5 protein-coding genes and 1 pseudogene are annotated in these 14,853 nt (G+C 47.4%); all 6 read left to right on the top strand.

Translation table 11 applies throughout. The features are described from left to right. Nucleotides 1-128: 128 nt before the first annotated feature. A pseudogene (locus tag H7T97_RS06455) lies at nucleotides 129-6,962 on the top strand (Ig-like domain-containing protein). A 104-nt stretch (nucleotides 6,963-7,066) separates the two neighbouring features. Beyond that, nucleotides 7,067-10,777: an alpha-L-fucosidase gene (locus tag H7T97_RS06460; protein WP_201089813.1), complete on the top strand. Its 3,711-nt coding sequence runs from the start codon at nucleotides 7,067-7,069 to the stop codon at nucleotides 10,775-10,777. A gap of 217 nt (nucleotides 10,778-10,994) precedes the next feature. Continuing rightward, nucleotides 10,995-11,459 carry a CtsR family transcriptional regulator gene (locus H7T97_RS06465; RefSeq protein WP_201089815.1) on the top strand — a complete coding sequence of 155 codons (465 nt, stop codon included), beginning with the start codon at nucleotides 10,995-10,997 and terminating at the stop codon, nucleotides 11,457-11,459. Further along, nucleotides 11,460-13,889 carry an ATP-dependent Clp protease ATP-binding subunit gene (locus H7T97_RS06470; RefSeq protein ID WP_201089817.1) on the top strand — a complete coding sequence of 810 codons (2,430 nt, stop codon included), beginning with the start codon at nucleotides 11,460-11,462 and terminating at the stop codon, nucleotides 13,887-13,889. It begins immediately after the preceding gene. A gap of 9 nt (nucleotides 13,890-13,898) precedes the next feature. Beyond that, the gene (locus H7T97_RS06475; RefSeq protein WP_201089819.1) at nucleotides 13,899-14,387 is read left to right on the top strand and encodes an ECF transporter S component; all 489 of its coding nucleotides are present in this window, start codon (nucleotides 13,899-13,901) and stop codon (nucleotides 14,385-14,387) included. After that, nucleotides 14,365-14,772: a DUF4430 domain-containing protein gene (locus H7T97_RS06480; RefSeq protein ID WP_070506050.1), complete on the top strand. Its 408-nt coding sequence runs from the start codon at nucleotides 14,365-14,367 to the stop codon at nucleotides 14,770-14,772. Before H7T97_RS06475 ends, H7T97_RS06480 begins: the two co-directional genes overlap by 23 nt. Nucleotides 14,773-14,853 lie beyond the last annotated feature (81 nt).

Consider the following 14,853-nt stretch of genomic DNA (forward strand, 5'->3'; position numbering starts at 1 on the left):
AGTTGGAGCGAAATCGAGGCCTATCGCTCCTCTTTTTTTGGTATAGTTAATATGTGATTTTCTGGAAGCGTTCGCAGGTATAAGAAAGCGCTTACAAATTTAATTGTTAATCCTAAGAGGAGGTTTTTATGGGAAAGTCTTTTTTTGAAAAGCGTCCTGTTTTTAGTATTCGTAAGCTCTCAGTTGGAGCTTGTTCTGTTGTGATTGGGATTTCTGCCTTGGGTCTTTCAAGGGTCCATGCGGAAGAAAAGCCAGCCCTCGAAAGTGAACCGACTTCGATGGAGACACCAAGTGTTGCGACGAAAAATTCAGAAGCGGAAGTTCCTGAAGCTGGTGCAAGAGTTTCAGAAGCTCCAGCTGTCATCACCCCTACCAGAGCTGAGGGAAAGCCAGCGCCTCAAGGCGAGGAGGGCCAGCCTGTTTCTACTTCATCTGAGCGTGCTACAGGAACGGAAGAAACTGCTGCTCCAGATAAAAATCGTGTAGCGGAGGATATTGTGCAAGATAGAGAACGTGATTTTAATAAAGATTGGTATTTTAAATTAAATGCGGCTCCTGGTGCAGAAGGGCGTCAAGTGGATGTCAAGGATTGGAAAAAATTAGATCTTCCTCATGACTGGTCTATTTTCTTTGATTTCGATCACAACTCTCCTGCTCAAAATGAAGGGGGGCAATTAAACGGTGGGGATGCTTGGTACCGTAAGACCTTCCGTTTGGATGACAAAGATCTAGATAAGAAGGTTCGCTTGGAATTTGGCGGGGTTTACATGGATTCCAAAGTCTATGTAAACGGACAATTCGTCGGTCATTATCCAAATGGCTACAATGCCTTTTCTTATGATATTACTCCTTATTTGAATGCGGATGGAAGCGAGAATACCATCGCCGTTCATGTGGTCAATCAACAACCAAGTAGCCGTTGGTATTCTGGTAGCGGGATTTACCGGGATGTTAAGCTGAGTGTAACGGACAAGGTTCATTTAGCGCAGTATGGGACTACGATTACGACCCCTCAGTTGGAAAAATAGCAAAATGGGGCAGTGGATACGGTGGTGAAGAGCCGCATTGTCAACCAGGATGATCAAGCCCATAGTATTTATGCGGAATATGAAATTGTCGATCAAAATGGCCAAGTGGTGAGCGAAAAAACGCGCAGTGAAGCACAAGCTGTTCTAGCAGGTCAAGCGATCAACCTTTCTCAAACCTTGCATGTTGAAAAACCAACCCTCTGGGATGTGAAAACGGATCATCCAGCTCTCTATACCTTGTATACACGTGTCTATCGGGATTCGCAGTTGGTAGATGTGCAAAAGGAACGCTTTGGTTATCGCTATCTCAACTGGACGCCAGAAGGTGGCTTCTTCCTCAATGGGGTGGCGACGAAATTCCACGGGGTATCTCTTCACCATGACCACGGGGCTCTTGGAGCTGAGGAAAATTACAAGGCTGAATACCGTCGTCTCAAACAGATGAAGGACATGGGAGTCAATGCGATTCGGACGACCCACAACCCAGCGAGTGAACAAACCTTAAAAATTGCGGCTGAGTTGGGCTTGATGGTCCAAGAAGAAGCCTTTGATACCTGGTATGGTGGCAAGAAACAATACGATTACGGTCGTTTCTTTGAAAAGGATGCCACTCACCCAGAAGCTCGTAAGGGGGATACTTGGTCAGATTACGATCTACGGACCATGGTAGAGCGGGACAAGAACAATCCAGCCATTGTCATGTGGTCAATCGGTAACGAAGTCGGTGAAGCAGATGGTTCAGACAAATCTGTCGCAACTGTTCGTCGGTTAGTCAAGACCATCAAGGACGTGGATGCAACCCGTTATGTCACCATGGGAGCTGATAAATTCCGCTTTGGTGATGGCTCAGGAGGCCATGAAAAGGTAGCAGCAGAGCTTGATGCGGTTGGATTTAACTATTCAGAAGCCAACTATGAAAGCTTACGGGCAAAACATCCAAACTGGCTCATTTATGGTTCTGAAACCTCTTCTGCAACGCGGACACGGGGCTCTTACTATCACCCTGAAAGAGAATGGGTAGGAAGCAACCAAGAAGACCGCCATTATGAACAATCAGACTACGGCAATGACCGGGTTGGTTGGGGTCGGACAGCGACCGCCTCTTGGACCTTTGACCGTGATCATGCCGGCTATGCAGGACAATTTATCTGGACCGGTACGGACTATATCGGCGAGCCAACACCATGGCACAACCAAAATGACACACCTGTAAAAAGTTCTTATTTCGGTATTGTCGATACTGCCGGCCTTCCAAAGAATGATTTTTATCTCTACCAAAGTCAATGGGTGTCAGCTGAGAAACATCCAATGGTCCATCTCTTGCCACATTGGAACTGGGACAATCCAGAATTAGCCAATCGTGTCATGGATGAAGAAGGACGGATTCCTGTTCGGACCTTCTCCAATGCCCACAGTGTGGAATTGATTGTCAATGGGGAATCACAAGGAGTGAAGACCTTTACCAAGAAGACCACAGCTGATGGCCGGACCTACCAAGAAGGGGCAAATCCGGATGAACTCTATCTAGAGTGGTTGGTCCCTTATGTACCAGGTAAAGTAGAAGCTATTGCGCGCAACGAAGCAGGAGAAGTGATCGCGAAAGATCAAGTCGAAACAGCCGGCAAGGCTGCGGGTGTTCGTTTGTTGAAAGAAGAACATGCGATCGCAGCGGACGGTAAGGATTTGACCTATATTACCTACGAAATCATCGATGAAGCAGGTCGTGTGGTGCCAACTGCCAATAATTTGGTGCATTTCCATTTGCATGGACAAGGCCAAATTGTCGGTGTCGATAATGGGGAACAAGCCAGCCGTGAACGCTACAAAGCGCAGGAAGATGGCTCATGGCAACGCAAAGCCTTCAACGGCAAAGGGGTGGTCATTGTCAAATCAACTGAGCAGGCGGGTGCCTTTACCCTGTATGCAGACTCAGATCGCTTGCAATCAGACCAAGTCAGCCTCTTTACAGGTAAGAAGGACCAAGCAGAACGCACTGTATTAGGTGTGGAACCTGTTCGACAAAGTGCTTATCTAGGAGAAAAACCAACCTTGCCAAGTAAGGTCAATGTAGTCTATAGTGATGGCAAGGCCCAAGAAGAAGCCGTTGAATGGGATGCGGCAGACTATAGCCGTGCTGGACAAGTCCGTGTGACAGGTCATGTTCAAGGACGCACGGTCGAAGCTCTGGTCGATGTGATCGGTGTGGAGCAAGTTCTTCCAGTCATCAAACAAATCCCACAGGGAGCAGATCTAGCGACAGTGGATAAGACTGTGCAATTGGTCTTCACAGATGGCCGGACAGTTAGCTATGAAGTTGATCAATGGACCTTGGAAGCTGGTCAAGAAGATCAATTGTCCACACCAGGTGCTCGCTTGAAAGCGACAGGACTCCTAGGCAATGGGGAAGCCGTCCAAGCGACACTAGTGGTTGCAGGAGGAGATGTAGCCAAGGCTAAGAAACCAACGGTTCAGCTAGATGGAGTAGCTCTTCCAAAATTTGGTAGTGGCAACCATACCATTTTCCGTTCCCTCGCTTATGGTCAAGAGCCAGGTCAAGTCACAGCAAGTGCAGAAAATGCTCAAGTGACGGTCCTACAAGCTAGCCGTGAAAATGGTTTGAAAGCTCAAATCTTTGTGACTGCTCAGGATACGGGAGCTGTACAGACCTATGTGGTCCAATTCCAAGAAGAAAGTCCACAGATCGAGCGTTTGGAATTGCGTCTGCCAGAAGGACAGGAACTCAAGGAAGACCAAACGGTACCACTTGAAGTCATTGCCCATTACCAAGATGGTAGCCAGGCAAGTCTCAAAGCAGATCAAATCGATGTGAAAACAAGAGCTGGTAGCCAAGGAAAAGCCGTCGCAACCAATAAAGGTTTGGAATTGCGAGAAGCAGGATTGGTTCATTTAGAAGCCAACTACCAAGGACAAACGGGAGAAGTCACCTTTACCATCACGCCAAATCCAGAAGAAAAGACGGTTGTCAAGGTGCGTCCTGTACGGATTAGTACGGATCGAAACGTTTTGCCAGCTCTTCCAGAGACCGTCTTGGTCGAGTATGACAAGGGATTCCCGAAAGAAAAACGCGTGACCTGGGATGCTGTGACCGCAGATCAAGTCAAGGATTACCATAGCTTTACAGTCACAGGTCATGTAGAGGGTGTGGAAAAAGAAGCCCAAGCTCAAGTGACGGTTGAAGGCATTATCGCTGTAGAAGAAGTCAGCACCACCACTCCAGTCGGCGAAAAACCAGCTCTTCCAGAAAGCGTGCGGACCTATCACTCTAATGGTAAGACCTATACAGCTAAGGTGGCCTGGGATGCGGTCGATCCGCAACTCTTGGCCCAAGAAGGAGAAGTTGTCCTAGCAGGCCGTGTAGAAGGAACCAACCTTCCAACACGTCTTCATATTCGTGTTTCCGCAAACACAGTCAAGGGAGCCAATGTAGCAGAGCAATGGACAGGATCTGTCTTGCCGCTCGCTTTTGCAAGTGACTCTAACGATGCGGATCCAGTCGCTAAGGTCAATGACAAGGTCATCTCCTTTACCGATGCTCCGGCTAATCGTTGGACCAACTGGGGCCGTAACAATGCGGAAGATTCTGTCGGTATCTTGTTTGGGGATTCTGGTATCTTGACCAAGCGAGCAGTGGACAACCTCCATGTTGGTTTCCACGAAGACCACGGCGTTGGGGCTCCAAGTGAGTATGTGATTGAGTACTATACAGGGGAACAAATCCCAACAGTTCCAAGCAATCCAAATCGTGTCAAAGACGAAACAGACCATCCATTTAACAATCCAGCTAACTGGAAAGAAGTCAGCAACCTAACCGTTGAAGAACCGGTAGCAGCTGGTAAGATGAACCATTTCAGTTTTGATAAAGTCGACACCTATGCCGTTCGGATCCGCATGAAGACACCAGAAGGCAAGCGTGGAAGCTCTATTTCAGAGATTCAGATCTTTGCCAATAAGGTTGCGGCAGAAGAGAAGAGCCAGTTGACCATTCGTGTCAATGGCGATGTCTTGCCAGGTGTCAACCCAAGTGTGACCGATTACTACATCGATGCGCGTGATCGGGCTTATCCACAGGTGGAAGCGACAGCTAGCCATCACGGTCTTGCAACGGTTGTGCCAAGTGTCCATGAAGGGGAGCCAATCCGTGTCATCCATAAAGCGGAAGATGGCACCATCTTACAAGAATACCGCCTCCATCTCACAAGTGATGCAGAAAAACTGAAACAAGCTGCCCCAGTAGCAGTAGAAGCAGGCAGCCGTTTTGTGAAAGTCGGTCAAGATCTGGTTCTACCATCTACAGTAGGTGTCTACTTCCAAGGGGATACAGGCTATGAACGCAAGGAACTTACGGTGGACTGGAAGCCTCTACCAGCTGATGCGCTTTCTCACGAAGGTAGCTTCACGCTGGAAGGAAAAGTCCTCGGCTATGATCTGACAGCTCAGCTGACCGTCCGGGTGTCAGAAAAGACAGGAGAAAACCTCTCTGTGAACCGTGACTACAATGCAGAAGATACCAGGGCATTTGCTAGTGAAACCAATGATCTCGATCCAAATCAAATCGACTATATCGATTACATCAATGATGGTGGCTACAACGAGTACTATCGCTGGACCAACTGGAAGAGAGAACCGGATCAAACTGAAGTATTTGCTGGTCTTATCTTCAAGAAAAATGGTCAAGTAACAGAGCGTTTGGTCAATAAAGTAGCGGTCGACTTCTTTGCAGATCAGGAAACAGGTCTGCCAACGAAAACTGTTCTTGAACGCTACATTGGTCCAGACTTTGATGTCCCAGATGATTACGGCAATCTGAAAAATCTTCCAGATCATCCATTTAACCAGGCCTCTAACTGGGAAGAAATCCCGTACAGCTTGGATTATGCCTTTGAACCTGGTTATATCTCTAACCTCAGCTTCAATGAAACCAGAACTAAAGCCATCCGTTTAAGAATGGTACGTGATGAAAATCTTAAAGGAATCGGAATCATTGAATTGAGCGCCTATGCTCCAACAGAAGAGGCCCAGGCAACAACTGATGTTACGATCCAAGTGAATGGCAAAGACCTAGAAGGATTTAACCCAGATGTGACAGATTATCATCTAGAGTATGAGGGAGAACGTCCAATCGTTTCAGCACAAGGCAAGAATGGGACAGCCGTTACGGTCGTGGATGCTAAAAGTGTCAATGCTCCAGTTCTTGTCAAGGTTGTCTCAGAAGATGGCAAGCTCAAAAAAGTATATCAACTTTCTCTATCCGCAAAAGCACCTACAGGCTCAGCCATTCCTGAAGAAGGGGTTAAGAATCTGGTTCATACCAAACCAGAGTTGGTGATTGAGCCAGAAGAGATGGACTTTGAACGCTTAGAACGTCCAAATGCGGATCTTCCAAAAGGTGAGAAACGTGTGGTTCAAGAAGGTCAAAAAGGCCGCAAATTGCGCTTGGTGGAAGTTTCTCAAGAAAATGGTGTGGAAAGCCGGAAGGGACTGGATGCCTTTGTAGAGCTAGATCCAGTGGCAGAAATCACAGAGGTGGGCACGAAAGAAGTACTTCCAGACACTCCGCAACCAGAGCCACAACCAGAGCCACAGCCAGAACCTCAGCCACAACCACAACCACAACCACAACCGCTTCCGAACCCAGAACATCCTCATGCCTCAGAAAGACCAGTAGCTACCCCAACTCCTCAAGCATCTCTTGAGGTCAAAGCAGTGCGTCAGGAAGGGACAGATGCAGCAGGGAAGGAAGTCGAGAAAACAGCTCAAACACCAGCAGTTTCAGCAACTTCAGTTTCCGAAGGTAGATTACCAAATACAGGAACGGAAGAAAGCGTCGCAAGCCTCGTTGCTGGAATCCTAGCGGCAGGCCTTGCCAGTGCTGTGCTGGACGATCAGAAAAAAAGAGCCAAAAAGGCCAAGTAAAACAGCTAGAGAAACTAGCAAAAAACGGTGAAAAGTTCACAGGTAAAAAGAAGGAGGATGGGGAAGCCCCACCCTCTTTACCTGGTGACATAAAGGAATAGAATATGGGAAAAAGATTAGTTGATCAGAGAAATCGATTTGGCATTCGTAAACTCTCAGTAGGTGTCTGCTCGGTAGTTGTAGCGACTTGTTTTTTAGGAGCTACTACCAGTTACGCAGAGGAACAAGCTGAGAATAGTGAACCACGTGAAGAACGGGTTGAAACGAGCAATGCAGGAGATCAAGGAAAGGAGGAGAAAACTGTGAACGAGCACCAAGAAGAATCAGAACAGTCCTCACCAGCTATTAGTGAGAAAGAAAATCGCGCAGTTAGCCAAGGGACAGAAGCAAGCCAACCAGCCCCTTCTCTAGATGAGGAGCCTGAGATTGCGGATTATGGACCACTTCCAAGCAAGGCTCAGATGCAATACCACCGCGAAGAACTAGCAGCTTTCATCCACTTTGGGATGAATACTTACTACGATCGTGAGTGGGGAGATGGGCAAGAAGACCCTTATTATTTCTATCCAGAGCATCTAGATACCGATCAGTGGATCAAAACACTCAAGGATGCTGGCTTCAAACGAACCATCATGGTCGTCAAGCACCACGATGGCTTCCTTTTGTACCCATCCAAATACACCGACCATACCATTGCTAAAAGCGGTTGGAAGGAAGGGAAAGGCGATATCCTAGCCGAGGTTTCTGCTTCTGCCAGCAAGTATGACATGGATATGGGGGTCTACCTCTCGCCTTGGGATGCTCACAGCCCACTCTACCATGTGGATACAGAGGACCAATACAACGAATACTATCTCAACCAGCTCAAAGAAATCCTTGAAGATCCAAAATATGGAAACAAGGGCAAGTTCGTAGAAGTCTGGATGGATGGAGCGCGGGGCGATGGGGCTCAAAAAGTCACTTATACCTTCGATAAGTGGTTTGATGCCATTCGTAAGGCCCAAGGGGACATTGCCATTTTCTCAGCTGAGCCGACCAATGTTCGTTGGATCGGAAATGAAAAGGGAATCGCTGGAGATCCAGTTTGGCATAAGGTCAATCCGGATAAGATTCGCAACAATCCATCGAATAGTTACCTCAATCACGGGGATCCGGAAGGGAAGCAATACTCAGTGGGAGAAGCGGATGTTTCTATTCGCTCCGGCTGGTTCTATCATGACAACCAAGAGCCTAAGTCCTTGCGCGAATTGATGGACATTTACTTCAAATCGGTCGGCCGTGGAACCCCGCTTTTACTCAATATTCCACCCAATCAAGATGGGAAATTTGCGGATGCCGATGTGGCCCGTTTGAAAGAATTCCGCCAGACCTTGGACCAACTCTACAGTGTGGACTATGCGGCAGGAGCTTTGGTCGAAGCTGACTCGACACGACGCAATGCTCATTATTCAGCCAGCCATTTGACAGATGGCGATGAAAAGACCAGTTGGGCACCTGCAGATGATGCAAAAACCGGCTCTTTTGTCCTCGATCTTGGAAAAGAGCAACATTTTGATGTGGTAGAGCTCAAAGAAACGATCGAGAAAGGCCAACGGATTTCTGGTTTCAACATTGATGTGGCTGTGAATGGTCAATGGGTTCCTTTTGGGGCTGGTTCAACCGTAGGATATCGCCGTTTGATCAAAGGGCAACCAGTTGATAGTCGCTATATCCGGGTGTCCATCACCGATGCCCAAGCTACTCCAATCTTGAACGGAGTCTCTGTCTATAAGACGCCAGCCAGCATTGAAGAAACCGATGGCTATCCGCTTGGTTTGACTTATCATTCTGACCGGACTGCTGAGCGGGCTAATGGCCAATGGAATGAAGAGGGAGAAGGCGTTCGAGGCACCTCTATGTGGACCAAGGAAAAGGGAGCTTCCGTGACCTATCAATTTGAAGGCACCAAGGCCTATGTCGTCGCAACTGTCGACCCTGGTCATGGGGAAATGGATGTCTATGTCGACGGCCAAAAACTAGCGACGGTCAATACCCAAAGCCCAAGCCGCAAACGCAGCCAAAAGGTCTATGAAACACCGGACTTGGCAGCAGGATCCCACACTTTGACCTTGGTCAATAGCAAGGGAGATGCGATCGTAACGGAAGGGATTTATGCCCTCAATAACCAAGAAAAGGGTCTCTTTGAGTTTGCTCAGCCAACCCTAGCTGTTAAGAAAGGCGACCCAGCGCAAGTCGTCGTCAAGAGAAAAGGTGGCTCTAAAGGAAGTGCCAGTCTCAAATTGATCACAGAACCAGGAACAGGAGTTCATGGCAAGGTCTACAAAGATACCAACGTCACCCTTGAGTTCGCAGATGGAGAGACGGAAAAAACAGTCCAAGTTCCAACCCTTGATTTTGCAGGAAAAGCGACTGACGTCTATGACTTTAAGGTCAAATTGCTCCATCCGGATCAAGGAAGTCTGGTCGGCTTTATTCCAGAACTGACAGTCCAAGTGATGAACGAGGACCAGCTCCCAGAAAATCGCAAAGAAGTAGATGACCAAGATCCAAAACTGCATTACAGTGAGGGTTGGCAGCACGAGACAGACAATCCAAACTTCTCAAATGGCACAGAATCTTGGTCTAGCTTTAACCAAGTGACCGATGAGGAAGGCAAGAAACACATTGAAGTGACCATTACCTTTAAGGGCACTGGTGTGGAGGTCCGAGGAGTGGTCGATCCAAGCCATGGTCTCTACAGCGTCACTCTGGATGGAAAAGAAATAGCCTTCGAAGAAGGTCGGGGTCATGATTATGAGATCGAAGGCGATCATTATTTCAGTGGCTACGGAGATCAACGCAAGCTCGACCAGAGTTTGGTCAATCTACAAGGTCTAGCAAAAGGCTACCACCAGCTACGCTTGCATCTGGATCCGTCTCTCAATGACCCTCAATCATCCAGAGCCATCCAGGTAGACCGATTTATCCTATCAGGGAAAGATAGTCAGTTGCTCAGTCAAGAAGAGCTGCAACAGATCATCAGAGAAGGAGTAGAAAAGATCAAGGCTGCTTCTCTCGATCGCTTGAAAGCAGACCTCAAACCAACGGTTCAAGGACAATTGACGGCCTTGACTCAGTTGTTGGATCAAGAGCGGCCAGATTTGGTTGCTGCAGCTAATCAAGTCGAAGCCCTTGAAACCATCTTAGAAGATACTCACAATTATGAACCGCTGACGCAGACACGACCAGAAGAAGGTGTCCGGGATTTGATTCTTGAAAAACCAGAACTTCTCATCGAAGCGGAGGAGATTCCATTTGAGAGTCAAACACGTGAGAACAAGGACTTGGCTAAGGACGAGAGCCGGATCCTTCAAGCAGGGAAGGTCGGACGCCGGCTGAAATTAATCGAGGTTCGACAAGAAGAAGGCAAAGAAATTCGGACAGAAGTCGATGCCTTTGTCGAAGTGGAGGCCCAGGACCAGATCACAGAAGTCGGAACGAAGGAAGCGGAAGAAAGTCCGTTGATAGCTGATATGCCGACTCCAACCACTCCTGTAACTCCAAGTAAGGTGCAACCAGAAGTTGCGACTCTTTCTCAAGCTGAAGAGAAAAAAGAAAAAGAAAGACCAGTTCTCTTTCAACCGAAAATCCCAGAAGCAGTTTCTGTTTCGACTTCAGACCATCCGGAAAAAGAAGTGGTTGAAAGTCCTTCTCTACAATCGGAAGGAAAACTACCTCAAACCGGTACAAAAGAAGGTGGTTTCTTTGCTTGGTTAGGCCTTCTTGGTCTAGGTTTCTTGGGCGGAGGCGCCAAATTCGCTCGTCGCAAAGAGTAGTTCATTCTTTGCATAAGAGGTTAGTTCTCGCTAGCCTCTTTTGCTTTGTATTCTTAAGAGATTCCTATTTCCATGGAGTCTTTACTTTATTTACAGCCGTAAAAATTGTATAATAGTCAAATAAGGTCAATGATGAGAAGGAACACTCCAAGGCCATTTTTTATGGGCCAAAGAGCAGAGCATCCATCTAGAAAAAAACAAGTCAGAAAGGAGCATCATGGCAAATAAGAACACATCTGATAGCATTGAAGCTTATATCAAGGCCTTGCTGGCTCAAGCTGGCATGGCAGAGCTCAAAAGAAGTGAGTTAGCCGATGTCTTTCAGGTCGTACCCAGTCAGATTAACTATGTTATCAAGACTCGCTTTACCGAGAGCCGAGGCTATATTGTAGAGAGCAAGCGTGGTGGTGGGGGCTATATCCGCATTGGCAAGGTCCAGTTTTCAGATCACCATCAGATGCTCCAAGACTTGGCAGCCAATATTGGAGAGACCATCAGCCAGCAGGTCTTTAATGATATCCTCCAGATGCTCTATGAAGAAAAATTATTGACAAAACGTGAAACGCAGCTCTTGCTTGCGACGACCTCCGATGAGGTCCTAGGTCGAGATGTTCTCATCCTACGAGCAACGATGCTGAAAAAAATCATTCAACAAGTAGATAGAAAAGGAAATACCGACTAGATGAACTATTCAACAGCACTGTTAGAAAGTATAGAAGCGGCCCAAATACTAGCAGGCCACTATCAGGGACATACCTTAGATACTTGGCATCTCCTGACGGCTATGGCCAATAATCCCTATAGCGTGGCAGGTTCTGTACTCAACGATTATCCTATGCAGATCGATGAGTTTCAGGATGCGGCGGAGCATATTACAGGCCAAGCTTTTCAAAGCGACAATCGGTATGAAATCTTCCCATTTTCTTATCGGATGGAAGCCATTATGAAACACGCAAGAGAGATTGCCCAGGTCCTTCATGCCAAGACCTTGGGAACAGAGCATGTGCTCCTCTCTCTTCTAGCAGACCGTGGGACCTTGGCGAGTCAAGTCATGGAGTTTGCCGGCTTTGCCTTTACAGAGCAAGACAAGGGAGTTCCTATTGCCTCCCTTCGCAAGAATTTAGAAGACAAAGCAGGCTGGGACAAGAATGATATCAAAGCCATTCGGAGTCTCTATCGGGCCCAAAATCCTAACCGCCAAACCATGGGAAATATGATGGGCATGCCACCAAGCACCAGTGGAGGTCTTGAAGATTATACCCGTGATTTGACAGAAATGGCGCGGGCAGGCCAGCTTGAGCCTGTGATTGGTCGGGATGCAGAGATTTCACGCATGATCCAAATCCTCAGCCGCAAGACCAAGAACAATCCTGTATTGGTGGGAGAAGCAGGGGTCGGAAAGACAGCTCTTGCCTTAGGCCTGGCCCAGCGGGTCGCTAGTGGCCATGTTCCAGCTGAAATCGCGCAAATGCGTGTCCTTGAATTGGATCTCATGAATGTCGTTGCAGGGACGCGCTTCCGTGGGGACTTCGAAGAACGGATGAACAATATCATCCAGGACATCGAAGAAGACGGTCACGTGATTCTCTTTATTGATGAACTGCATACCATTATGGGGTCTGGATCCGGCATTGATTCGACCTTAGACGCAGCCAATATTTTAAAACCAGCTCTAGCACGGGGAACCTTGCGTACAGTTGGGGCAACGACCCAAGATGAGTACCAAAAGCATATCGAAAAAGACGCGGCCCTCTCTCGGCGTTTTGCGAAAGTCACCATTGAAGAGCCAAGTGTTGCAGATAGCATCCAAATTCTCCAAGGCTTGAAAGAAACCTACCAGGACCACCATCATGTGACCATTACCGATGAAGCGATCGAAACAGCTGTCAAATATGCCCACCGCTATTTGACCAGCCGTCAATTGCCAGATTCGGCCATTGATCTCTTGGATGAAGCGGCAGCTACTGTACAAAACCGCGATTCCAACGGTCACGTAAAAGAAGAGTTGACCGCCTTAGACCGGGCCTTGATGGACGGCAAGTGGAAGAAAGCAGCCCAACTCTTACAAGTAGAGGCCGCTCCCATTGTCTACAAAAAAGAAGTCACTGACCAAGATGTCTTGGTGACCTTGAGCCAATTATCTGGTATTCCAACTCAAAAACTGACCCAAACCGATGCCAAGAAGTACCTAAACTTAGAAGCAGAATTGCACAAGCGCGTGATTGGTCAAGACCAAGCCGTTTCGAGTATCAGTCGGGCTATTCGACGCAATCAATCAGGTATCCGTAGCAACAAGCGTCCGATTGGTTCTTTCATGTTCCTAGGACCTACCGGTGTCGGAAAAACAGAGCTAGCCAAAGCTTTGGCAGAAGTTCTGTTTGATGATGAATCGGCCCTCATCCGTTTTGATATGAGTGAGTACATGGAAAAATTCGCGGCCAGCCGCCTCAACGGAGCTCCTCCAGGCTATGTGGGCTACGAAGAAGGAGGCGAGTTGACCGAGAAGGTCCGCAACAAACCATATTCCGTTCTCTTATTTGATGAGGTGGAAAAAGCTCACCCTGATATTTTCAATGTCCTTTTGCAAGTCTTGGATGACGGAGTCTTAACCGATAGCAAAGGCCGGAAGATCGACTTCTCCAATACCATTATCATCATGACCTCAAACCTGGGAGCAACAGCCCTTCGGGATGATAAGACAGTTGGCTTTGGTGCCAAAGATATCCGCTTTGATCAAGCTAATATGGAAAAACGCATGTTTGAAGAGTTGAAGAAGACCTATCGTCCAGAGTTTATCAACCGGATTGATGAAAAGGTAGTCTTCCATAGTCTCTCAAGCGAGGACATGCAGCAGGTGGTGAAAGTCATGGTCAAACCGCTCATTGCGACCTTGGCCGAACAAGGCATGACCCTCAAATTCCAGCCTTCAGCGCTCAAGTTGCTAGCAACCAAAGGCTACGATCCAGAAATGGGAGCTCGGCCACTCCGTCGTGTCTTGCAGACCGAAGTGGAAGATCAACTAGCAGAGCTATTGCTGAAAGGCCAAGCCCAAGAAGGTCAAACCATCAAGGTTGGAACGACAGCCGGAACGATCAAGTTCGAGATTGTCTAGGAGGACGTCATGACGCTTCAGCGATTAACCCGTATTTCGCTTTTGGCGGCCCTTTGTGTCGCTCTACGTCAGGCTTTTGCCCCTTTCCCAAATGTCCAACCTATTTCTGCTATCTTCTTTCTCTTGGTGATATTTGAAGGGTATAGCTTTGCTTTTCTTGTGATGATGATCACCATGTTTGTCTCCGCCTTTTTCCTGGGGATGAGCTTGATTGTGTTCTTTCAGATTGTCGCCTTTGGCTGTTTGATGCTCATTTGGCGCATCAGTTACAAGTGGTTGCCCTTTGTCCTTCAGATCCTTTTTGTGGGCCTACTGTCCTTTACTTATGGGGTCTTGATCGATAGTGTTTATGCCTTGATATACCATATTCCTTGGTGGACCTATGCTTTGGTCAATGGTTTTAGTTTTAACCTTGCCCATGCTCTGTCGACGATCATTTTCTATCCCATTATCTATCAAATCTTTAGGAGATTTTATGTTGAAAAAAACCATTTCTAGCTTGATGACCTTACTTGCAGCTCTTCTTTTAGCGAGTTGCGCTCCGTCTCATAGCACAAACAATCAAACAACTGCTTCTAGCGCAGAAGTTGCCAAGAAAAACGAAATTTCGATTACGATTAGTGTGACGCCAGAAGGTCAAAAAGTGCAATCGAAAACCTTGAAAGTAGCAGAAGAGAGCAACCTCATGAAAGTGCTCAAAGCCAACTACAAGATTGAAGAAAAAAATGGCATGATCACCTCGATTGACGGTCACAGCCAAGACGAAGCCAAAGGCCTTTACTGGATGTACAAGATCAATGGCGAAATGGCTCCAAAAGGTGCTGCTGAAACCACCGTTAAAAAAGGAGACAAGATCGAATTCTATCAAGAAGTGTATAAATAATGAGAAGAGAGTGGGACAGAAATCGGTAATTCGTTAGAATTCGATTTCGTCGTCCCACCTCCGCACAGTTGAGTAGGGCTG

The organism is Streptococcus parasanguinis (assembly GCF_016648925.1).
Classification (GTDB): domain Bacteria; phylum Bacillota; class Bacilli; order Lactobacillales; family Streptococcaceae; genus Streptococcus.